Annotated in this window: 18 protein-coding genes; 8 read left to right on the top strand and 10 right to left on the bottom strand. The window is 67.2% G+C overall.

Translation table 11 applies throughout. The annotated features are described in order from the left end of the window. Positions 1–36 precede the first annotated feature (36 nt). From AC07M9_RS01290 to AC07M9_RS01315, 6 genes are all read right to left on the bottom strand, one after another. Complete coding sequence (locus AC07M9_RS01290; protein WP_494880667.1) at positions 37–2,298, bottom strand: TonB-dependent receptor; 2,262 nt, start codon at positions 2,296–2,298, stop codon at positions 37–39. 263 nt (positions 2,299–2,561) lie between these two features. Further along, positions 2,562–3,143, bottom strand: coding sequence for a TetR/AcrR family transcriptional regulator (locus AC07M9_RS01295; protein ID WP_494880669.1), 582 nt, complete (start codon positions 3,141–3,143; stop codon positions 2,562–2,564). A gap of 45 nt (positions 3,144–3,188) precedes the next feature. Then, positions 3,189–3,599 (bottom strand): hypothetical protein, encoded by a 411-nt coding sequence (locus AC07M9_RS01300; protein ID WP_494880671.1) that lies wholly within the window; start codon positions 3,597–3,599, stop codon positions 3,189–3,191. An 83-nt stretch (positions 3,600–3,682) separates the two neighbouring features. Then, positions 3,683–5,101, bottom strand: a complete 1,419-nt coding sequence (gene tldD, locus AC07M9_RS01305) for a metalloprotease TldD (protein ID WP_494880673.1) — start codon at positions 5,099–5,101, stop codon at positions 3,683–3,685. Between the two features lie 60 nt (positions 5,102–5,161). After that, a complete protein-coding gene (locus tag AC07M9_RS01310; RefSeq protein WP_494880675.1) occupies positions 5,162–5,359 on the bottom strand; it encodes a zinc-finger domain-containing protein in 198 nt (65 codons plus the stop codon). A 251-nt stretch (positions 5,360–5,610) separates the two neighbouring features. Further along, positions 5,611–6,180 (bottom strand): FMN-dependent NADH-azoreductase, encoded by a 570-nt coding sequence (locus AC07M9_RS01315; RefSeq protein ID WP_494880677.1) that lies wholly within the window; start codon positions 6,178–6,180, stop codon positions 5,611–5,613. Positions 6,181–6,277: 97 nt separating this feature from the next. Here AC07M9_RS01315 and AC07M9_RS01320 point away from each other — a divergent pair, with 97 nt between their 5' ends. Then, positions 6,278–6,688, top strand: coding sequence for a winged helix-turn-helix transcriptional regulator (locus AC07M9_RS01320; RefSeq protein WP_494880679.1), 411 nt, complete (start codon positions 6,278–6,280; stop codon positions 6,686–6,688). 206 nt (positions 6,689–6,894) lie between these two features. On the opposite strand, the gene AC07M9_RS01325 is transcribed toward AC07M9_RS01320, so the two are convergent. Next, positions 6,895–8,163, bottom strand: a complete 1,269-nt coding sequence (locus AC07M9_RS01325; protein WP_494880681.1) for a cytochrome P450 — start codon at positions 8,161–8,163, stop codon at positions 6,895–6,897. Positions 8,164–8,306: 143 nt separating this feature from the next. Between AC07M9_RS01325 and AC07M9_RS01330 the strand changes: the two genes are divergently transcribed. Both AC07M9_RS01330 and nadB read left to right on the top strand, forming a co-directional pair. Continuing rightward, positions 8,307–9,263, top strand: coding sequence for an ABC transporter ATP-binding protein (locus tag AC07M9_RS01330; RefSeq protein ID WP_494880683.1), 957 nt, complete (start codon positions 8,307–8,309; stop codon positions 9,261–9,263). A gap of 671 nt (positions 9,264–9,934) precedes the next feature. Further along, positions 9,935–11,548, top strand: coding sequence for an L-aspartate oxidase (gene nadB / locus AC07M9_RS01335; RefSeq protein ID WP_494880684.1), 1,614 nt, complete (start codon positions 9,935–9,937; stop codon positions 11,546–11,548). Between the two features lie 312 nt (positions 11,549–11,860). Here the strand turns inward: nadB and AC07M9_RS01340 are convergent, their stop codons facing one another. Both AC07M9_RS01340 and AC07M9_RS01345 read right to left on the bottom strand, forming a co-directional pair. Next, positions 11,861–12,337 (bottom strand): hypothetical protein, encoded by a 477-nt coding sequence (locus AC07M9_RS01340; RefSeq protein WP_494880686.1) that lies wholly within the window; start codon positions 12,335–12,337, stop codon positions 11,861–11,863. A 170-nt stretch (positions 12,338–12,507) separates the two neighbouring features. Next, positions 12,508–12,753 (bottom strand): GlsB/YeaQ/YmgE family stress response membrane protein, encoded by a 246-nt coding sequence (locus AC07M9_RS01345; RefSeq protein WP_494880687.1) that lies wholly within the window; start codon positions 12,751–12,753, stop codon positions 12,508–12,510. Positions 12,754–13,385: 632 nt separating this feature from the next. Between AC07M9_RS01345 and AC07M9_RS01350 the strand changes: the two genes are divergently transcribed. From AC07M9_RS01350 to AC07M9_RS01365, 4 genes are all read left to right on the top strand, one after another. After that, positions 13,386–15,443: a ribonucleoside-diphosphate reductase subunit alpha gene (locus AC07M9_RS01350; protein ID WP_494880689.1), complete on the top strand. Its 2,058-nt coding sequence runs from the start codon at positions 13,386–13,388 to the stop codon at positions 15,441–15,443. Between the two features lie 145 nt (positions 15,444–15,588). Next, positions 15,589–16,125 carry a hypothetical protein gene (locus AC07M9_RS01355; protein WP_494880690.1) on the top strand — a complete coding sequence of 179 codons (537 nt, stop codon included), beginning with the start codon at positions 15,589–15,591 and terminating at the stop codon, positions 16,123–16,125. Positions 16,126–16,282: 157 nt separating this feature from the next. Continuing rightward, positions 16,283–17,359, top strand: a complete 1,077-nt coding sequence (locus AC07M9_RS01360; RefSeq protein ID WP_494880692.1) for a DUF1440 domain-containing protein — start codon at positions 16,283–16,285, stop codon at positions 17,357–17,359. 126 nt (positions 17,360–17,485) lie between these two features. Further along, positions 17,486–20,005: a TonB-dependent receptor plug domain-containing protein gene (locus tag AC07M9_RS01365; RefSeq protein ID WP_494880694.1), complete on the top strand. Its 2,520-nt coding sequence runs from the start codon at positions 17,486–17,488 to the stop codon at positions 20,003–20,005. Between the two features lie 98 nt (positions 20,006–20,103). Here the strand turns inward: AC07M9_RS01365 and AC07M9_RS01370 are convergent, their stop codons facing one another. Next, entirely contained in the window at positions 20,104–21,006 is a 903-nt protein-coding gene (locus tag AC07M9_RS01370; protein ID WP_494880696.1) for an NTP transferase domain-containing protein, read from the bottom strand. 178 nt (positions 21,007–21,184) lie between these two features. On the opposite strand from AC07M9_RS01370, the gene AC07M9_RS01375 reads away from it, so the two are divergent. Then, complete coding sequence (locus AC07M9_RS01375) at positions 21,185–23,146, top strand: OPT family oligopeptide transporter (RefSeq protein WP_494880697.1); 1,962 nt, start codon at positions 21,185–21,187, stop codon at positions 23,144–23,146. Positions 23,147–23,152: the final 6 nt, after the last annotated feature.

Consider the following 23,152-nt stretch of genomic DNA (forward strand, 5'->3'; position numbering starts at 1 on the left):
TGCGAGGTTGGAGCCAGGGCGGCTCGAAACGCGATCTCAGTAGTCGAACTTGACCGTCACCCCGTACGTCGCGGGCGCCGAGCGGTCGGTGGTGGCCCCGAGGCCAGTCGAGATCTTCTGCTGGAAGTATTTGGTGCCGGTGATGTTCTTGCCCCAGAGTTCGACGCCCCAGTTCTCGGTGAGCCAGTAGCCAACCGAACCATTGAGCAGCGCGTACTTCTTCTGGCGCAGCAACCCGTCGGATTCGAACGGGAAGCCGCTGTTGTAGTTGCCCAGCAGGCTGAAACGCAGCTCGCCCGTCTCGGTGACCGGCACCGTCAGGCTGGCACCCAGGCTGGCGGTGAAGTCGGGCGCGCCGGGGGTCTGCAGGCCCGAGGCGTCGCCGAAGCAGGTGGCGAAACCGCCGGTGGGCGCGCCGGTAGTCGTGCCCGGATCGGGCGTTCCGGTCGCATCGCAGACCGCAGGCAGGGGGTAGAGGAACGGCGCCTGATAAGTCGACCCTGGCTTGCCGAAGTTGCTGAAGCGCGAGTTCAGCCAGTTGAAGCCGCCGAAGATGCGCAGGTTGTCGGTCGGCGCGGCGTCGAAGTCGACGTCGAGGCCATCGACCTTCACCGAGGCGGCGTTGAGCAGCACCGCCGCGCCGATCACCCCGGCCGCCGCCGAGCGGATCTGATAGTTCGAGATGTCGTAGTGGAAGACCGCGGCGTTGACGCGCAGGCGGCGGTCGAACAGCTCTGACTTCACGCCCAGTTCGTAGGCGTTGATGTACTGCGGCTGCACCGGCGGGTTGGCCGGGCTCTGCAGCGAATAGGTCCCCGCCTTGAAACCCCGGTTATACGAAGCGTAGGCGCTGATGTCGTCGGTCAGTTCCTGCCGGATCGCGAGGCGGTAGGTGAACTTGGCGTAGTCGATGCTGTCCTCGGTCGGCGTGAAGGCGCCCAGCGTGTTGTTGGCCACGAGGTAGACCCCGCCCCCCAGCTTGCGCTTGTCCTTGGTATAGCGGATGCCGCCGATGACCTGCGTGGTCGGCGTCAGCTTGTAGCTCAGCTCGCCGAAGGCCGCGTAGGAATCGGTGTCGAGCGTGGCGTCGATGAATGTGCCGCCGTTGACGCCGCCCGCCGCAAGGCCGCGGAATCGCGAGGCGTTGTCGACTTCGGAGCGCAGGTAGAAGGCGCCGATCTGCCAGCTCAGCGGGCCATCGTCGGCCGAGGCGAGGCGCAGTTCCTCCTGGTAGGCGCGCGAGCCGGACTCGAAGGTGATGCGCAGCCACGGGATCTGGGTGGCATCGACGTCGAAGTCGGAATTGTTCTGGCTGTCGCGCAGTGAGCTGATGCTGGTCAGGTTGGCGAAGCCGAGGTCCGCCTCGATCGTGCCGCTCACCCCCCAGGACTTCAGCTTGGTCAGCGAATACTGGTCGGCCGCCGTATCCATGCTCCCCACCGAGTAGACCGGGGTGCCGAGGCCGCGCACCGGGAAGTCCTCGTCCACCGACCAGCCGATCGCGGTATTGTCGTCGTTGTCGTAATAGTCGCCTGCGAGCGTTACCTTGACGTCGTCGCTGGCGCGCCAGACCAGCTTGGAGCGGGCGCCCCAGTACTGCATCTTCTTGATGTCGCGGTTCAGCGTGATGTTGCGGCCCCAGCCCTTGCCCTGGTCGTAGCCGGTCAGCGCGAGGTCCATCGATACGTTCTCGGTGACCGGGCCGCCGAGGTAGAGCTTGCCCTGCACGGTCTGGTAGTTGCCGTAGCTGGCCTCGCCCTGCGCCTCGAAGACGTCGCCGGGCTCCTTGGTGATGATGTGGATCAACCCGCCGAAGGCGTTGCGCCCGAACAGCGTGCCCTGCGGTCCCTTCAGGACCTCGATCCGGGCGATGTTGTTGAACTGGGTGACGGTGCCGGACAGGTCGGGGATGTAGACGCCATCGACGTAGAAGGCGTTGGATCCCTCGTCGCCGACCGAGGCATTGGTGGTGCCAACGCCGCGCACGAAGAACAGACCGCTGGCGCCCGAACGCTGGAAGTTCACCGAGGGGACGACCTGGCTCAGGCTGTTGGTGTCGTTGACGCCGGCGCGAGCGAGCGCGTCTGCAGTGACCGCGGCGATGGCGATCGGCACTTCCTGCAGGTTCTCGGACCGGCGCTGGGCGGTGACGATGATTTCCTCGAGACCGCTGGCCTGGGTCTCGGTCGGGGGCGGCGCCGTTTCCTGCGCCAGCGCAGGGGCGGCCAGCGCCAGAGTGCTGGTGGATGCGGCGGTGAGCCAGGCGCGCAGGCGCAGGCGATCGGTGCGATAAGCCATCGGTTCTCTCCCTCTTCTCCAAGACGCCGCGGTATCTTTCCGGGTCGCCGTATACGCCTGAGGCGCATGGGGCTTTCATGGTCGCGGTATTGCGATCCTCTCGGCCTGCATCGTACACATCATGGCGACTGTACACCTGTCAAGTGGAGGCGGGCGACTGCCGGGGCGCTTGCACTTGCCCGAGGATGCAGGCCCCCCGCCGCCTGAGCATCCGGGCGGAGTCAGCCGTATCGCTTGTGCGATATCGCGGTCGGATGCCGTCGCTAGTCGGGTTCGTATAGCTTGAGCGTCGCCTCGATGAACGCGCGGACCTGTTCGTGTCCAACGGTCATGGCCACGTTGTTCTCGATGATCATCGAGCGCGCCAGGGCCGAGATCAGGGCGGCGAGCGCGGCCGGGGCCATCGGCGGGTCGGTCAGTCGCCGCTCGGCGCAGACGCGCTCGACGGCCTCGATCTGGATGGCGCGGAAGCTCTCGCCGCTGGCGCGCATCGCCTCGCGCAGGGCGGGATAGATCTTGCCCAGCGCCACGTACTCGAGCATCCGGCGGCCCTCCGGCATGTTGCAGTTGAGGTTCCACAGCGCATGAAGCGGGCGCGGGCCGGACAGGGCCTCGTCATGCAGCACGAAGTAGCTGGCGGAGGAGCGCTGGAACACGGTCACCACCAGTTCCTCCATCGACCGGAAGTAGTAGTGAACGAGCTGCGGCTTGACCTCCGCGCGTGCGGCGATGCGCCTCACCGTAAAGGCGGGATAGCCTTCCTCGTCGAGCAGCGCGGAGGCGGCGTCGATGAGGCGCAGCCGGGTGGCGGCACTGGTCGAGAGGTATCCGCGGTTGGCAACCATCGCGGGCAGTCTATGCGATGGGCGTCATATTGCAAACCGCGCCAGCTACCTGGCCGCGACGACCTTGCGGTAGGGCACGAACTCGCGCAGCCCGAGAAAACCGTTCCACATGTTGCCGGCGGAGCGGTCGTGCAACTGGATGGTATCGCTGCTGCACAGCTGGGAGGTGTAGAGCTTGGTCACCATGATGTCGTCGTCGGTCAGCCGGTCGACGTTTGTGGGCCGGTTGACGTAGATCGTGGAGCCGACGCGGTAGACGATCGCGGTCTTGTCGATCACCGTCGTGTCCTGGGTCTGCGAATATGGGATGCAGCTCACCGGCTTGCCCGCTTCGCGCCCCTCCAGCATCTTGGCGAGCTTCTGCTCGCCCGTCAGTTTGGTGCGGGCATCGACGGCAGGAGCGGCGAGCAGCGAGACGCCGAGGGCGAATGTCGCGGCGATGGCGAGCTTCTTCATGGCCTTGTTCCTTTCCAGCGCACCCCGCGTTGTCGCTCTTATGGCACGATTCGGCTGAACTGGGGCTGACCGTCCGGGGTTGCTCAGGCCGTGCCGCCCACCGTCAGTCCGTGGATCAGCAGCGAGGGCTGGCCGACGCCGGCCGGCACGCTCTGCCCGCCCTTGCCGCACATGCCCACGCCCCGGTCGAGCGCGAAGTCGTTGCCGATCGCCTTGACGCGGGTGAGCACCGAAGGCCCGTCGCCGATCAGCGTCGCGCCCTTGATCGGAGCGCCTAGCCTGCCGTTCTCGACCATGTAGGCCTCGGTGCACGAGAACACGAACTTGCCCGACACGATGTCGACCTGGCCGCCGCCGAAGTTCTTGGCGAAGATGCCCTTCTTCATGCCCGCGAGCATTTCCGCCGGATCGTCGCCTCCGCCCTTCATGAAGGTGTTGGTCATGCGCACCTGCGGGGCATGGGCGTAGTTCTCGCGGCGGCCGTTGCCCGTGGGCTCGACGCCCATGAGGCGCGCGTTTAGGCGGTCCTGCATGTAGCCCTTGAGGATGCCGTCCTCGATCAGCACCGTCTCGCGCGTGGGGGTGCCCTCGTCGTCGATGGTGAGCGAGCCGCGGCGGCCGGGGATCGATCCGTCGTCGACGATGGTGACGCCCGGCGCGGCCACCCGCTCGCCGATGCGGCCCGAGAAGGCCGAGGTGCCCTTGCGGTTGAAGTCGCCTTCGAGGCCGTGGCCGATCGCCTCGTGCAGCAGCACGCCGGGCCAGCCGGCGCCGCACAGGACCTGGAACTCGCCGGCGGGCGCGTCCACGCTCTCGAGGTTGATGAGCGCCTGGGCGAGGGCGGTGTCGATCGCCTCGTTCCAGTTCTCGGGCTTGAACAGGTCGTCGTAGAGGAAGCGGCCGCCCATGCCGAACGAGCCGGTTTCGCGCCGTCCGTTGCTTTCCGCGACAATCGAGACGTTGAGGCGCACCAGCGGTCGCACGTCGGTGCCGATGTAACCGTCGGGACGTACGATCTCGACCACCGACCATGAGCCCGACAGGCTGGCGCTGACCTGCGAGACGCGCGGGTCGCGGGCGCGGGCGGCGGCGTCGATGGTTTCCAGCAGGCGCACCTTCTCGGCGAAGCCCACGAGGTCGAGCGGGGAGGCGTCGGTGTAGAGCCGGGCGTTGGTCTTGGCCGGGGGCGCCGAGCGCCTGCCGGTGGCCGGGTCGAGCAGCTTGAGCGTCTCGCCCGCGCGGCGGATGGCGGCGGGAGAAATCTCGTTGGCGTGGGCGAAGCCGGTCATCTCGCCCGAGACGCCGCGCAGGCCGAAGCCGGCGTCGCGCGAATAATCGGCGGTCTTGAGCCGGCCGTCGTCGAAGCCGAACGCCTCGCTGGCGGCGAACTGCATGAACAGCTCGCCGTCGTCGCACGACTTCAGGGTTTCGGCGGCGAGCGCCTGTGCCTCTTCGGGCGAGAACTGGCCGTAGAGGAGCGAGCGCGGGTCGGTCATGGTCATGGTCATGGCCGACGATATAGGGAGCAATTAGCGCCCGGGGAAGGCGCCATTAGCGCGCGATCAGGCCGCCTGCTGATCCGCCGGGCCGCCCCTGAGCACGAAGTGGCGGTCGCAGTAGCCGCAGTCGACGTAGCCCTTCTCGTCGATCTCCAGCCAGACCCGCGGATGGCCGAGCGCGGCGCCGCCGGGAATGTCGGTAGCCCCGTCGCAGGATACGCGGTGGGAATCGGTGAGGATGGTTTCGGGCGGGTTCGTCATGGACCGGCGGAGTACCAAGGCGCGGGCGGAATTTCCAGACGGGAATTTGCGCGAGGGGATGGAACCTGGTTCTGGAAAATCCGCGTATGACAAACCCGCTCCAGTCCTCGTCGTCCCCGCGAATGCGGGGACCCCGCTTGTTCTTGTAAACTTGCATATGGCGCAGGAAGCGGGGCCTCCGCCTGCGGGGGGCGACGGAGTTTTCGATGGATCGCTTACCCCCGCCCTCAACGAGTGGCGGGGGCACTGCCTCAGGCCGGGATCACCACGTCGCCCGCTTCGGCGATGGCGGCGGCGACGGCCTTGGCGCGGGTCTCGGCGTCGATGGCGAGGCCCTCGGCCAGCACGAAGGTGGGGTTGGCGATGCCGATGAAGCCGAGCACGGCGCGCAGGTAGGTCTCGGCGTGCTCGACGGCGGCGCCGGGCTGGCCTTCGCCGTAGTAGCCGCCGCGCGAGAGGGCGACGAAGACCTTCTTGTCGCCCACCAGCCCGACCGGGCCCTCGGCGGTGTAGCGGAAGGTCTGGCCGGCGATCAGGATGCGGTCGATCCACGCCTTGAGCTGGCTGGGGATGGTGAAGTTGTACATGCCCGCGCCGATCACGATCACGTCGGAGGCGAGGAATTCGGCCAGTTCGGGAGTGCCCCCCGGGGTGCCCAGCACGTCGAGCGTGAGGTGGGGCAGCGCATCGCCCGCGAGATCGCGCTTCGTGACCGCGATCGCAGGGTCGGCGGCGGTGAGAGCGGAGACGATCGCGGCGGAGATGGCGCGGCTGGCCGAGTTCTCGCCGGTGATGCTGGAATCGATCTGGAGCAGCTTCATGGGATGATCCTTGGATGAAGGTCTGGAATTGTGACCAGGTCTAGCTATGTTGCCGCAGACGCTACGCCAAGAACGCATATTTTCGGGACCAGGTACCATGAAGCTGACCACCTTCGATGAGGGCACCGCGCCGACGGAGCCCAGGCACGACCCCGCCAGCAAGGACTGCCGGCTGGTCGGCGACATCCTCAGCCGCGTGGGCGACAAGTGGTCGATGCTGGTGGTGATGACGCTGCTCGATGGGCCGCTGCACTTCAACGAGCTCAAGCGCGCGATCATGGGCGTGTCGCAGCAGATGCTCTCGCGCACGCTGCGGGCGCTGGAGCGCGACGGGTTGGTGACCCGGACGGTCCACGTGGGCGTGCCGGTGCGCGTGGAATATACGCTGAGCGATCTTGGCCGCTCGCTGTCCGGACCGGTGAAGGCGCTGAGCAGCTGGGCGATCGACAGTGGCCCGGCGATCGAGGCCAGCCGGAAGGTCTACGACGGCGCGCACGACGCGGTTTAATGCGGGGTTGGGCTGTGAAGTCTGACCTTGGGCTCAGACCTCACAGCCCAACCTTGGGCCCAAACCCTAAACCGCGTCGTCCCCGCGCAGGCGGGGACCCCGCTTGTTCTTTCGACTTCGCGGTCAGCCGCCCGGAAGCGGGGCCCCGCCTTCGCGGGGGCGACGGAAAATTTGTTGCCAATCGAACGCGAGTTCCTTTCCGACCCTCAGGCCGGCGTGAACTTCACGTGCAGTTCCGCGAGGCCGCGGATGATGTAGCTGGGCTCGTAGGCAATCCGGCGCGCGCCGGCGGGGCCGTGGTGGGCCTCGTCCAGCGTGATCGCGCTGGTGTGTTCGAGGAAGCGGTCGAGGATGACCGCCACTTCGGCGCGGGCGAGCGGGGCGCCGGCGCAGGTGTGGGCGCCCCGCCCGAAGGCCACGTGCTCGCGGACCTTGGGGCGGCCGATGCGGAATTCGTTGGGCGCGTCCCAGCGGCGCGGGTCACGGTTGGCGGCGGAGAGCGAGATGACCACGCGCTTGCCCGCCGGGATCGCCATGTCGCCGATCCTGGTATCGCGCGCGGCGATGCGGAAGGTGGCCTTGCTCGACCCTTCCATGCGCAGCACTTCCTCGAGGAACGGGCCGATCAGCTTGCGGTCCTCGCGCAGTTGCTGCTGCATCGCCTGGTCCTCGCACAGGTGGCGCAGCGCGTTGCCGATGAGCTTGGCGCTGGTGTCCTGCCCGGCGGCGAACAGGAACATCGCCGACTTCACCACTTCCATCATGTCGGGCGTCGAGCCGTCGGGGTACTTGGCGTTCGCCATCTCGGTCATCACATCGCCCTGCGGCGCGGCGCGGCGTTCGCCGATGTAGCGGGCGAAGTAGCCGGCCATGACCATCAGCGGATGGACGCTCTGCCCCTCAGGCGTGTCCATGTTGCCGGGAGGCGGGGCACTGTCGATCAGCTGGCGGAAGGCCTCGCGGTCGTCGGCAGGGACGCCCAGCAGGTCGGCGATGACCATGGTGACGAACGGCGTGGCGACCGCGTTCACCAACTCGCATCCGCCCGCCGCGACGACCTCCCGGACCATCCCCTCGGCATATTCGCGCATGAACGCCTCGTTGGCCTTGAGCCGCGAGGGGGTGAACAGCGGGTTGAGCAGCGAGCGCGCGGCGAGGTGCCTGTCGCCGTCGTAGGAGACCATCAGCTCCATGTCGCCGGCGGGAGTGGCGTCAAGCAGCGCGGAGATGTCGTTCCCGGCAAGCTCGAAGGGCAGGGCGACCAGCGGATCGGGGTTCAGCCACGAAGAGAAGTCGCGCTTGTTGAGCAGCACTTCGACCGCCTCGGCGAAGCCGGTGACGAACACGATGTCGCGTCCGGCCATCTGGTGGACCGGGCCGTGGACGCGGATCGATTCGAAATAGTCGTAGGGATCGAGCAGGACCGAATGGTCGGTGAAGTAGTCCTTCTCGATGACGGTCGCGGCGCTGGCCATGGTTGCTCTCCCGTTGTGCGGCCTGTCTGGCCTGCGGATAGTGATATAGTGTGTATCATATCCGCGGGCAGCGCCTGCGTCAATCGCGGCCTCGACCGTCCCGGCCCTTTACGCAGGCCCCATCGTGGCCCAAATGCAGCGCCATGAGCATCGCCCCCGAGACCACCGCCGCCATCTCCATCCGCGACCTCGTCAAGCGCTACGCGCCGGCCGGGCCCGGAGAAGGCAAGCTGGCGCTCAAGGGCGTGTCGTTCGACGTGCCGGAGGGCGGCATCTTCGGCCTGCTCGGCCCCAACGGCGCGGGCAAGTCGACGCTCATCAACATCCTCGCCGGGATGGTCATGAAAACTTCGGGCAGCGCCGAGATCTGGGGCTTCGACATCGACCGCGACACCCGCAACGCCAAGCGGTCGATCGGCATCGTCCCGCAGGAGATCGTGTTCGATCCCTTCTTCACCCCTTTCGAGGTCCTGGAGATCCAGGCCGGGCTCTACGGCATCGCCAAGACCCTGCGCCGCTCCGAGGAACTGCTGCGTGCGGTGCACCTCGCCGACAAGCGCGACGCCTATGCCCGCACGCTGTCGGGCGGGATGAAGCGCCGTCTATTGATCGCCAAGGCGCTGGTTCACCAGCCCCCGGTGCTGATCCTCGACGAGCCTACCGCCGGCGTCGACGTGGAATTGCGGCGCCAGCTGTGGGAACTCGTCACCGAACTCAACCGCGAGGGGGCAACCGTGGTGCTGACCACGCACTATCTCGAGGAGGCCGAGGAACTGTGCGACCGGATCGCCATCATCAACCACGGCAAGCTTATCACCAACAAGCCGACGCGCGAGCTCGTCGGCATGGCGCGCGAGAAGATCATCGTCCTGACGCTCGACCGCGACCTCACCGAGCTGCCCAGCCATCCCGGCTTCCTCAAGTGCGTGAAGACGGGCGAGCGCGCGCTCGAGATCACCTACGACAAGGATCGCAGCAATGCGGGCGAAATCCTGTCGGCACTGCAGGCGCAGGGCTTCGCGATCATCGACGTCACCACGCGCGAGGCGGATCTTGAGGATGTCTTCGTCAGCCTGACGAGCGAGGCGCGCGCCGCCTGATCCTGGGCGCTTATACTTCCGACCGTCGCTGAGACTTCGTTCGTGCTCGCCGATTCGCGTTTTGCCGGCGTTCGCAGTAGCAGCGTAAATTCGTCGGGGCCCCGGCTGGCGTTGGCTGCCCGGCACCTAACCGAGGCGGCTTTCTGCCGTTTTGCACCTGCGAAGCATATGGTGAAAAATACCAATGCCGGAAGGCGTGTCCGGCATAAAATGTTGCTGGGCTGCGAGCAGAATGCCCGATGTGGATGGGGCGGGGGCACTATTAGATGTGTTTCAGGAAGCGATAGCTCAGCTAAGTAATTTGACTTAACTTTCGCTTCTACTTTCCTCGTCAAGTTTCCACACCTTCCTTTTCTTACGGCGGATAGGTTTTCCGCAGTGCCTACACTCCCCTATATAACTAAATCCATCCCATATAACGCCTTTTCGCGATGGGTCGTGTCTATTGGCAAAGCATAGTGCAATCGATATCGCCACGGAAATTGCCCCTCCGGTGTGTTGCGAAAGCTGACTAAACTAATTAAGGGTGGTTGCAAGGTAACTTTTAACAGAGATTACGGACTTTGTAATCATTTCAATTGCGATATCTAAAATCGTGGCGCACTGCAACATCGCGGCGAGTTGTTCCGAAACTGTTGCGGTCCCCTCGGGGGAGTGGCTAGGGAGGCGTCATGGAAACGCCATCTCGCCCCCTCGCCACGGCATCCCACGCATTCGACGCGCTCGTGATCGGCTCCGGCGCCGCGGGCCTCACCGCTGCGCTCGCGCTGGCCGACAAGGTGAAAGTCGCCGTCCTCGCCAAGGGGGGGCTGGCGACCGGCTCCACGGCCTGGGCGCAGGGGGGCATCGCCGCTGTCCTCGATGCCGGTGACACCTTCGAGGAGCACGTCCACGACACCATGGTGGCGGGCGCGGGCCTCAACCGGCGCGAGACGGTGGAATTCGTCATCGAACGCGCGCCCCATGCCATCGACCGGCTGATCGAACTGGGCGTGCCCTTCAACACCGAGGGGGACGCGCTGCACCTCACGCGTGAGGGCGGGCATTCGCACCGGCGCATCGTCCACGTCGCCGACGCGACCGGCTGGGCGGTGCAGCAGGCGCTGCTCGCGGCCGCCGAGGCGCATCCCAACATCACGCTGTTCCCCGGCCGCTCGTGCATCGACCTCATCACCGGGCGGCACGAGATGCGCTATTCGGGCTCGGGCCGTGTCTGGGGCGTCTACGCGCTCGACGAGGCGAGCGGCGACGTCGAGGCCTTCACCGCCCGCGCCACGGTGCTGGCGACCGGCGGGGCGGGGCGCGTCTACCAGTTCAGCACCGCCCCGCGCGGCGCCACGGGCGACGGCATCGCCATGGCCTGGCGGGCGGGCGCGCGCGTCTCCAACATGGAGATGATGCAGTTCCACCCGACCTGCCTCTACAACCTCGAGGTCAAGAACTTCCTCATCACCGAGGCCGTGCGCGGCGAGGGCGGGCACCTCGTCAACCCGCGCACCGGCAAGCGCTTCATGAGCTTCTACGATCCCGAGCGGCTGGAACTGGCCCCGCGCGACATTGTCGCAAGGGCCATCGACTCCGAGATCAAGCGCTTCGGTCTAGACTTCGTCCACCTCGACATCAGCCACCAGCCGCCCGAGTTCGTGAAGGAGCACTTCCCGAACATCCACGAGAAGCTCATGGGCCTCGGCATCGACATGACGAAGGAGCCGATCCCGGTCGTGCCCGCACAGCACTACACCTGCGGCGGCGTGCTGATCGACCTCGACGGGCGCACCGACCTGCCGGGGCTTTATGCCGTTGGCGAATGCACCGAGAGCGGGCTGCACGGCGCCAACCGCCTGGCCTCGAACTCGCTGCTCGAATGCTTCGTCTTCGGCGAGGCCGCCGCCGCCGACATCCTCGCGCAGTGGGACGAGTTCGAGGCGCCGCCGCCGGTGCGCTCGTGGGACGAGAGCCGCGTCACCGACTCCGACGAGGAAGTCATCATCAAGCAGAACTGGACGGAGATCCGCCGGTTCATGTGGAACTACGTCGGCATCGTGCGCACCACCAAGCGGCTCGAGCGCGCCATGCACCGCATCCAGATGCTCAATGGCGAGACCGAGGAATACTATCGCCACTTCCGCGTCTCGACCGACCTGATCGAACTGCGCAACCTCCTCCAGTGCGCCGAACTGATCGTCAGCAGCGCGCTGAAGCGCCACGAGAGCCGGGGCCTGCACTACACGCTCGACTACCCGGGCATCGACGCCGAGCCGCTCGACACGGTGCTGGTGCCCTGAGGGCGCCGCGCCGCGCAAGGCGACACCAGGTTTACACGGTTTACACGGTCCAGGGGTGAAACTGCCCCCGCCGGGCCGGAATGTGTCGCCTTGCGCGGAAAAAGTGTCGCCTTGCGCCGCCGAAGTGTCGCCTTGCGTGTCGCCTTGCGGCGGACACCTGTCGCCTTGCGCCGACAAGGCGACACTTGGTCGGCGGCTGTCGCGGTGAGGTCGGAAAGGGCCGGGCGGATCATGCGGCGACGGTAACGCGGCCGACTGGATGTAGGAAAGCGGACTGTCCGGTCACGCCCCTTTGCGGACGTTGCGACGATCTTATGTGGCGCAAGTTTTCATTGGCTGAACGCCTTGCCCAACGGGAACTGTCTCAACATGCCAGCGCTGTGAAAAGGCTTTTATAAGACGTCCGGATAAACGATGCGCCTTAGCTGAGTTAGAGCCAGCGCCAAAACCTAGCGCGACTTGATAAGCCGGAAGCCCAAGATTGCCGCCCATGACAATAACGGTGCCGTCCATCTCGATGCCCACATTAATATGTTGCCCTAGATCATGCCTTAAAGATTTCTCTGCCCCAGTATTTTTCAATTCTTGTGCAGTTTTTTCACTGCCATCGATAAATGTCATATTTTCCGATTTTGCTATCGTTCGCATCGTGCTTTTGAACTGGGCCACCCCTGCTTGATCGACCACACACATTTGGGTTTGCAAAAATGTGTCTTGTTGCCTGTTACAACCTTGCAGGCAGAAAAGCACACCAATGGAAAAAAGTACTGGCTTTGAGATTTTGACCATAGCGCATTCCACACTGCACGGATTTGCGGTCCCCACCTAGCACGTTGCCGTGCAAAGCGGAGTGTCCGCTTTCCACCCAGAGCCGCCATTAAAATCCTGTCGTCATCCCCGCGTAGGCAAGGATCCCGCTGTTATCCCCGCCGGTGGAAGGTTCCGGACAGCCGGCGGCTTCAGAACCCGATGTGCAGCAGGCGCCCGAGGAAGATCAGCGCGATCGCGCCGAGGATCGAGGCGAGGCAGCCCGCGCGGCTGAAGTCGCCGCTGCCGCGGCTGGTGACGAGGCCGGCGACCAGCGAGCCGCCGATGCCGAGCAGGATCGTCGCGATCCAGCCCATGTCCACCGCGCCGGGATAGAAGTAGCGCGCCAGCGCGCCGATGACGAGGCCGCTGATGATGGCGCCGATGATGTTCAACATGAGCTTCGGAAACTCCCGGTTGCGCGGGCGCCCCAGCGCGCCCGCCGCCGTTCGCTACAAGCGGCGGGTGACAGGTGGGTTGCACCTTTCCGCCGTGATCGCATCCATCGTTCCACCGGCGACATGCCGGATCGACGACGGGCATCCTTGTTTCGCCCGATTCGGTTCGTCGCAAGTGGGATTCGTCTGGTCGGTAATTTATGTGGAAAAATTTTCCCGGCGCGGGCGTGATTTAGCCCCTTGCGCTACGAAGGGGGGCAGGACTTCCCACGCGTCGCGACGGGCGAGCGCCGCAACGCGGCAGCGGTTCGGGCGCGAACGATCTTCGCGGCCCCTCTTGAACCTTTCGGCGGAAAGGGCACTATAGGTTGTGTCGCGCCGGTTGCCGGGCCTCAACACCTAGGGATATCGCTCCGGAGCCGGCAAGGCTCCGAAGGTGTCCCCAGGGTGTTGCCGGGCCTGGCTGGCAGGGCGCGCGGACGGTCTGGCAGGGAATGTCTGTTCTCATTTTGTACTGGAAATGGTAGACGGGCCGTCCAACGCCCGCCGACTCGCTTCCAGCCAGCAGGCCGCTGGAAACGGCGTGGACCGTCCTTGGCGGTCCGATGACATTTTGAATTACGGGGGCACCGATGGATTTCAGGAACGCAAGCGATGGCCAGGTGTCTGATGCAGATGGGGATGTGGGCGTGACTTCGGCCCAGGTCGAGATGGAGGGGCTCTACGCCTCGCGCGAACCCGCGCCCCGCCAGGAAAAGGAGACGGGCAAGGGCCCGGCAATCGCCATGGACAAGACAGACACCGCAACGGCCGAACTCGTCGCCGAAGCCCTGGCCCAGGTGCCCAAGGCGAGGCTCGTCGATCGCGATTCCAAGACGATCAACGCCCGCCGCTTCACCATCGTGACCGATGCGTCGCGCGACGCGCTCCTGACCGACTTCGGCAAGGAAACGCTCGACGACCGCTACCTGCTCCCCGGTGAGAAGTACCAGGACCTGTTCGCCCGCGTGGCCGACGCCTATGCCGACGACCAGGACCACGCCCAGCGCCTCTACGACTACATCTCGCGCCTGTGGTTCATGCCTGCCACCCCGGTCCTGTCGAACGGCGGCACCGGGCGCGGCCTGCCGATCTCGTGCTACCTGAACTCGGTCGACGACAGCCTCGAGGGCATCGTCGCCACCTGGAACGAGAACGTCTGGCTCGCCTCGCGCGGCGGCGGCATCGGCACCTACTGGGGCAACGTGCGCGGCATCGGCGAGCCGGTCGGCCTCAACGGCAAGACCAGCGGCATCATTCCCTTCGTGCGCGTGATGGATTCGCTGACGCTGGCGATCTCGCAGGGCTCGCTGCGGCGCGGTTCGGCCGCCTGCTACCTCGACGTCTCGCACCCCGAGATCGAGGAGTTCCTCGAGATCCGCAAGCCCTCGGGCGACTTCAACCGCAAGGCGCTCAACCTGCACCACGGCGTGCTGCTCACCGACGAGTTCATGGAAGCCGTGCGCGACGGCGCGCCGTTCCAGCTGCGCAGCCCCAAGGACGGCTCGGTGCGCAACACGGTCGATGCGCGCGCGCTGTTCCAGAAGCTCGTCGAGGTCCGCCTTGCCACGGGCGAGCCCTACATCGTCTTCTCCGACACCGTGAACCGCATGATGCCCAAGCATCACCGCGACCTCGGCCTCAAGGTCTCGACCTCGAACCTGTGTTCGGAAATCACGCTGCCCACGGGCCGCGACCACCTCGGCAACGACCGCACGGCGGTGTGCTGCCTCTCCTCGCTCAACCTGGAGACCTGGGAAGAGTGGAAGGGTGACAAGCGCTTCGTCGAGGACGTGCTGCGCTTCCTCGACAACGTCCTGCAGGACTACATCGACCGCGCGCCCGACGAGATGGCGCGCGCCAAGTACTCCGCCTCGCGCGAGCGGTCGGTCGGCATGGGCGTGATGGGCTTCCACTCGTACCTGCAGAAGCGCGGCATCGGCTTCGAAAGCGCGATGGCCAAGGCGCTCAACCTCCAGATGTTCCAGTACATCAACCAGAAGGCCAACGAGGCCTCGATGATGCTGGCCAAGGAGCGCGGCCCCTGCCCCGACGCCGCCGACCAGGGTGTGATGGAGCGGTTCAGCTGCAAGATGGCGATCGCGCCGACCGCGTCGATCTCGATCATCTGCGGCGGCACCTCGGCCTGCATCGAGCCGATCCCGGCCAACATCTACACCCACAAGACGCTTTCGGGCAGCTTCGTGGTGAAGAACCCGTATCTCCAGAAGCTGCTCGCCGCGAAGAGCAAGGATTCCAACAACGTGTGGAATTCGATCCTCGAGCATGGCGGTTCGATCCAGCACCTCGACTTCCTCTCGGCGGACGAGAAGGCGGTCTACAAGACCAGCTTCGAGATCGACCAGCGCTGGCTGCTCGAATTCGCCGCCGACCGCACCCCCTACATCGACCAGGCGCAGTCGCTGAACCTGTTCATCCCCGCCGACGTCGACAAGTGGGACCTGATGATGCTCCACTTCCAGGCGTGGGAGCGCGGCATCAAGTCGCTCTACTACCTGCGCTCCAAGTCGGTCCAGCGCGCCGGCTTCGCGGGCGGCGTGGAAGCGGACAACACCAGCGAACTCGCCAAGTTCGAACTGGCCGCCAGCGGCGGCTCGACCGACTACGACGAGTGCCTCGCCTGCCAGTGATCGGCTGACAGCCCAAGTTCACCGAGAGCGGCCTTCCGGGAAACCGGGAGGCCGTTTTCGGTTTCGCGGCGGGAATGCGATTGAACACTAGGGCGGGCCGTCCTAGCCTTGGCCAATGCGCCTTCTCCCGATTTTGCTCGCCTTCATGACGGGGTTATCGACCACCGCCCACGCTCAGGCTTCTGACGAACTGGAACGCGGCTTCATGGGGGCGCTGAAGGGCTGCGAGGAATGGGTCTTGAACCCGGCCAGCTGGGCGCAAGATCCCAAGGCATTTGCCGAAGCAGTCGGGCTCGGCGCCAGCATGGGCGAGGTTGCCGGCGTGGCGGACGCCGCGCTCCCGCCGCCCGCCCTGCGTCGTGGCAATCGCTACTGGCGGATAAATTCCACCCGGCAGGCCGGCTACATCCTGGTCGTCTCGGACCAGCTTCCGATATGTCACATCACCGGCGGCGGAGGGACGGATCTGCAGTCGGCGGTTACCCATGCGCTGGCCTCCGCCGAATTCCGGAGTCACTGGCAGCAGGGCAGCGTCACCCGCCGCGAGGGGATGGTCACCACCCCGTTTCGCAGTTCGATCGACCCGAAATTCTCGATCGTCATCAGCCATGCTGCCGCCCCCGGTGGCCGGCTCGACCGGGTGCAGGTTCTCGCGACCGCGACTTACGATATGGGCCACTAGGCCATGGGGGCATTCCCGACCGAGCGGGAAGGTCGCCGGTCATGCGCCTTGACGCGAATTCGGACCGGTTCGGGCGTCATCGCGGATGCAGCGGGCAACCAGGAGTGGGTCTCGTTCGTCGCAGGGTGACCAACGTTTCCCGCAGCGAGGACCACCCATGCCCCAGCCCACCGATATCGTCCTCATCCCCGCCGCGCCCGCTTCCACCGTCGATATCGCCGTCGATGTGACCCGTGGCGCGGCGGCGGGCGCGGTGGCCGGGTTCGCGGCGTCGGCGGTGATGAACGGGTTCCAGTCGCTGGTCACCCCGCTGTTCCAGCCCTCGGGCGCGGGTGGCCCTCCGGCGACCGAGCTGGCGGCGCAGCGGATCTCGGTGCTGGCGTCGGGCGCAAGGCTCGGCGACGGCAACCGGCAGGCGGGCGGCAATGCGGTCCACTACGTCGTCGGCACGCTGACGGGGGGGCTCTACGGCGCGCTCGCCGAAGTCCGGCCCGGCGTCACCCGCTGGCATGGCTTCGCGCTGGGCCTGGCGGCGGCGACGTTGGTGGACCAGATCGCGGTGCCGCTCTCGGGCCTCGCGCGGCCGCCCTGGCGCTACACGCTGAGGACGCATCTCTACGGCTACGCCTCGCACCTCGTGTTCGGCTTCGTCACCGAAAGCGTGCGCAAGTTGCTGCGGGAGCGGTTGGCGCAGGTGCGGCGCGAGCGGGCCGATGCGGTGACGCTGGACGACGTTTCGGTGCCGCTCATGCTGGGCCTCGCCAACGGGCAGCGGACTTTCACGCCACCGGCCGCCGTGACGATCGCGGCGGCGGGCAGCGGGCTCGGGCTGGAGGGGACGCCGCTGGCGCTGCTCAACTCGAAATGGACCGGCGTGCTGCTGGGCGCGGCGGCGATCGGCGAATATGTCATGGACAAGCAGCCGGGCATCCCCGCGCGCATCTCGCCGCCGGGGCTGACCGCGCGGGCGCTGGGCGGCGCCCTGTCGGGCGCGGCGGCGGCACGGCCCGGCAAGGCGTGGCTGGCGGCCGGCATCGGTGCCGCCGGCGCGCTGGCGGGCGGCTACATCAGCTACCGCCTGCGCATGAGCCTGGCGCGCGCGCTTGGCCGTGATCGCCCGGTAGCCTTCGCCGAGGACGCGCTGTCGCTGCTCGGCTCGGCCGCGCTGGCGGGCTATGCGGCCATGCGCCAGACCCAGCGCGACGCCGCCGGGCCGGACAAGCGGGCGGCTTAACCCGCGGGCGGCCGACCGCATCCACTCAAGGAAAACTTGAGAGTGACCAAGGGATATCAATTTCTACTAATTTGGTAGACATGCCATCAGGGCCCGGACACAAACAGTTCCAGGGACCGATATTCCGTGAAAATCCTGAAGTTCGTTGCCTTGGTTGCCGGCGTATCGTTCCTTCCCTTTGCCGCCCATGCCGAAGAAGCCGCCGATGCCGCGCCCGCCGCTGCGGATGCGGAGGGCGGCGCCATCATCGTGACCGGCGCGCGGGGGCAGACGCAGCGGTCGGTGGCGGACAGCCCGGTGCCGGTCGACGTGATCGGCCCGCAGGAGCTGAAATCGACCGGGCGCACGGGCCTGAAGGAAATCCTCGGCAACATCATCCCCTCGCTGACGATGCCTGCGCTGGGCGGCGGCGGCACGTCGGCGAGCGTGCGGCCGATCTCGATCCGCGGGCTCTCGGGCGACTACGTGCTGGTGCTGGTCAACGGCAAGCGACGCCACACGACCTCGCTCATCAACAACCTCTCGCGCATTTCGGGCGGGTCCACCCCGGTCGACATCGACCTCATCCCCACCAGCGCGGTCGGGCGGATCGAGGTGCTGCGCGACGGGGCGGCGGCGCAGTACGGCTCGGACGCGATCTCGGGCGTCATCAACGTGATCCTCGACGATTCCGCGACCGGCGGCGACCTGTCGCTGACCGGCGGCTCGCTTTATTCGAAGGGCGGTGAACTGGCGCAGGTGTCGGGCTCCTACGGCACCCGGCTGGGCGACGACGGCGGCTTCGTCCGCTTCGCGCTGGAGGCCAAGTACCACGACCGCGCCACGTCCTCGGCCGAGCCGATCCCCTACCTCTACCCGCTGGTGAACGGCCAGCCCGACCCGCGCGAGGCGGGCGCCGACCACCTCATTGCGGGCGGCTATGGCCGCTCGAACCGCGACAGGATCGTCAACACCAGCTACAATGCCGAACTGCCGCTGGGCGAGGACACCACGCTCTATTCGTTCTCGACGCTGAGCTACCGCGACATCAAGGACGCGCGCGGCGCCTCGGTCGCCGCCGCCACGGGCTACGGCGGGCAGGCCAACACGCAGGGCGCCTCGGTGCTGCCGCAGATCTATCCGGGCGGCTTCCAGGCCTATCGCCGGATCAAGGAGTGGGACTACCAGGCCGCGCTCGGCGTGCGCACGGCGCTGGCGGGCTGGGACTTCGACCTCTCGACCACCTACGGCAGGGACAACGTCGAACTGGGCGCCGAGAACACGCTCAATCCCTCGCTGGGGCCGACCAGCCCGACCGACTTCTTCATGGGCCGCCAGAAGCAGGACCTGTGGGTCACCAACCTCGACGTCAGCCGCGCCTACGACGTGGGCCTCGCCAAGCCGCTCAACGTCGCGTTCGGGGCCGAGTACCGCTGGGAGCGCTTCCAGAACATCGCCGGAGAGCCCGACAGCTACCGCGACGGCGGCTACGTGATCCCGGTGGACGACACCCCGTTCGGCAAGCTCTACGGCGGCCGTTCGCCCTCACCGGGGCTGGTGTCCTTCACCGGCACGTCGCCGGCCGACGAGACCAGCCTCAGCCGCAACAACCTCGCCGCCTACCTCGACCTTTCGACCGACGTGACGCCGGGCTGGTTCGTCGGCGTGGCGGGGCGGTTCGAGCACTATTCGGACAGCGCCGGGGACACTTTCAGCGCCAAGGCCTCGACCCGGATCGAGCTGGCACCGGGCCTGGCGCTGCGCGGCGGCGTCAACACCGGATTCCGCGCGCCCTCGCTGGCGCAGACCGGGTTCTCGACCACGCAGAACACGGTGACGGTGATCGGCGACGAGCGGGTGCTGACGGTCTCGAAGTTCCTGCCGGTCAACAGCGCGGCAGCGCAGGCGCTGGGGGCGAGCCCGCTAAAGCCCGAGAAGTCGCTCAACTTCACGGCGGGCGTGACCTATGAAAGCGGGCCGCTGCGCCTGACGATCGACGCCTACCAGATCCGCATCGACGACCGCATCGTCAAGACCGAGTTCCTCGGCACCGCGTCCAACGGCGGGTCGGCGATCAAGGCGATCCTCGAGGCCAACGGGGTCGAGGACGTCGACAGCGCGCAGTTCTTCACCAACGCCATCGACACCCGCACGCGCGGCGTGGACGCGGTGGCCGAATACACCCTCGATACCGCGGCGGCAGGCACCTTCCGGCTGAGCGCGGCCTACAGCTACAACCGGACCAAGATCCTCCACGTCATCGACAATCCGCCCGAGCTCGCCAGCCTCAACGTCACGCTGTTCGGCCGCCAGGCGCAGCGCGATCTCGTCGCCGCGACGCCGCGTTCGAAAGTGGTGCTGACCACCAACTGGTCGTCTGGCCCGGTGCGGGCGCTGGTGCGCGCCACGCGCTATGGGCAGTACACCGAGTCGAGCAACGTCGCCGCGTCCGACCGCACGTTCGGCGCCCGGTGGATCGCCGACGCCGAGATCGGCTACCAGCTGACCGAGGCGCTCGACCTGTCGGTGGGCGCCAACAACCTGTTCGACACTTATCCCGAGAAGAACGGCGCGGTCGCCTTCGACGGGTCCGGGCTTTACGGCGGCTTCGCGCCGTTCGGCCTCAGCGGGGGATTCTACTACGCAAGGGTCGGGCTGAAGTTCTGAGCGACCCGTCATCCCAGCGAAGGCTGGGATCGCTGTCGGCGTCGCGCAAGTTGCAGACATGGCGGATGCCGGCGGTCGGCCGTCGGAACGGTTTCGCCTCAAGAGTACCCGGCGGTCCCAGCCTTCGCTGGGACGACGGCTATTGGCTGGCGGGCGAGACTATCGTCCCGCTGGCGCAGCAGGTTCTCGACCACCGCATGGCTGCGTTCGTCGTCGACATCGATGGCCTGCGATCCGTCCGCCAGCACCACCGGCAGGATGCGCAGGCCCCGCCGCGCCGAGACCCGGGCCATGGCGGCGGCAAGGCTCACCGCGCGCAGGCGCAGGAGCACGAGGTCGATCAGCCCGAAGGCGCGCAGCACCCGCCAGGCGTTGCCGGCGAAGCGGCCGCCGCCCCGGAACACCTCGGCCGCGTGCAGCGCCTCGGGTCCGGCGACGGCGTAGAGGTTGCAGCTGGCATAGGCGTCGTCGGAGAACTCGTGGAAGCGGATGGCGCGGTCGGGGTTCACCGTCAGCACCGAGCTGCGCGTGGCCATGGCGACGGCGACTTCCGCCTTGCTGTCCTCCAGCGCCGCCAGCATCGCGTCGATCGAAGCGGGGCTGAGCAGCGCGTGGTCGGCGGTGGTGATGAGGAGCGGGCCGTCCCAGCCCTCCGCCGCCGCCATCACGCTGTCGACGAGGTTCGCGCGCGCCTCCACCAGCTTGACGATGCCGCGTCCGGGAAGCTGCGAGAGCACGTCGAACAGCCCGTCGAACGCCTCGCGCTCGACCGAGACGGCGAGGCTCTCGACGGCGGGATGAAGCGCCGCGATCTGCAGCACGTGCGCCACCAGCGGCCGCCCGCCGAGCGGGATCAGGCAGCGGTGTGACATGCCGAAACGGCGGGCGAGCGGATCCGCGCCGGCACTGCCTCCGGCGAGCACGATCACGCGCAGCGGCGATCCGATATGCACCCCACCTGCCGGGAGCGGCCCCGGCCCGTTTCTCGTCGTTTTATCCATGGTCGGCTGTCTTGGGCGCGCGATGTGACGGCGGCATGAAAGGTACGGGCAAATTCGCGCGCCCGATCCTTCCCGTCGTGCTGCGATGGCGAGGATCGGAGCACGCACAATTTGCTCTGTCGCGCGCCGGGCCCGCGTGGCAAGAGGGCCGACAACACTTCGGGTAGGCAGGAATACGATGGGACGCGAGACGGTACCGACGGGCGCGGGCTCCGCGAAGGAACTCACGCTGCGGGGCATCGCGCTGGGCGGGGCGATCACGCTGCTGTTCACCGCCGCCAACGTCTATCTCGGCCTCAAGGTCGGGCTGACCTTCGCGACCTCGATCCCGGCGGCGGTGATCTCGATGGCGATCCTGCGCGGGTTCAAGGACTCGACGATCTGGGAGAACAACATCGTCCAGACCGTGGCGAGCGCAGCGGGGACACTGGCGGCGATCATCTTCGTGCTGCCCGGCCTCGTCATGATCGGCTGGTGGCAGGGCTTCCCCTACTGGACCACCGCCGCGATCACCGGCACCGGCGGCATTCTCGGCGTGCTGTTCTCGGTGCCGCTGCGCCGTGCGCTGGTGGTGGATACCCCGCTTCCCTACCCCGAAGGCCACGCCGCCGCCGAAGTGCTGCGCGTCGGCTCTGGCTCGCGCGAAGGTGCGGAGGAAAGCGCCAAGGGCCTCTCGGTGCTGGTGTGGAATTCGCTCGCCTCCGCCGGTTTCGCCATCCTCACGCAGACGCGCCTCGCGGTGGGCGAGGCCTCCGTATGGTTCCGCACCGGCTCGGGCGCGACCGGGATTTCGGGCGGCCTATCGTTCGCGCTGCTGGGCGTCGGGCATCTGGTCGGCCTCTCGGTCGGCATGGCGATGTTCCTCGGTCTGGCTGTCGGCTGGTGGGTGCTGCTGCCGATCCTGACCGCGCAGGCCCCGCAGGCCGGGGACATCGGCGCCTGGGCGGGGAGCGTCTTCTCCTCGCAGGTGCGCTTCTTCGGCGCGGGGGTGATCGGCGTCGCGGCGGTCTGGACCCTGCTGCGGATCGCCGGCCCGGTGGTGGGCGGCATACGCTCCGCCATGGCCGCCAGCCGGGCGCGCCACTCGGGCGAGGCGCTGGCGCTGGAGGAGCGCGACCTGCCGATCACGGCCGTGGCGCTGGGCGCGCTGGCGATGCTGGTGCCGATCGCGATCCTGCTCTGGAGCGTCATCGCGGGCGGCCCGCTGGCGGGCAGCGAAGTGGTGCTGATCGCGGGCGCGGTGGTCTTCGTGGTCGTGTTCGGGCTGCTGATCGCGGCGGTCTGCGGCTACATGGCGGGCCTCATCGGCGCGTCGAACTCGCCGGTCTCGGGCATCGGCATCCTCTCGGTGGTCGCCGCCTCGCTCATGCTGGTGGGCCTGTTCGGGCGCGAGCAGGGCGCGGGCACCACCGAGGCGCTGGTTGCCTATGCGCTGATCGTGACGGGCATCGTGTTCGGCGTCGCGACGATCTCGAACGACAACCTGCAGGACCTCAAGACCGGCCAGCTCGTCGGCGCGACGCCTTGGAAGCAGCAGGTCGCGCTGATGATCGGCGTGGTCTTCGGCTCGCTGGTGATCCCGCCGGTGCTCGACCTCCTGAACACCGCCTTCGGTTTCGCCGGGACCCCGGGCGCCGGACCCAACGCGCTGCCCGCCCCGCAGGCGGCGCTGATCTCGTCGCTGGCCAAGGGCGTGCTGGGCGGCGACCTCAACTGGACGATGATCGGCTGGGGCGCCGCCGCCGGCGTGGTCTTCGTGGCTTTGGATGAAGTGCTGGGCAAGATGGGCAAGCTGCGCCTGCCGCCGCTGGGCGTGGGCATCGGCATCTACCTGCCGATGGCCGCGATCCTCCCCGTCGTCATCGGTTCTGTCATCGGGCATTTCTACGAGGCCTGGGCCGATCGCCGTTCCGACCCGGAGTTCGCCCGCCGCATGGGCGTGCTGACCGCCACCGGCCTCATCGTCGGCGAGAGCCTGTGGGGCGTGACCTTCGCCGGCATCGTCGCCGCATCGGGCAGCGACGCCCCGCTGGCGCTGGTGGGCGAGGGCTTCGCCGGGTTCGCGCTGGTGGGCGGCACCGTGCTGTTCCTCGCGCTGACCGCGCTGCTCTACCGCCGCACGCAGCGGCTGGTGGGCTGAAGCTCC

It is taken from the genome of Novosphingobium sp. GW821-FHT09E05 (genome assembly GCF_059416165.1).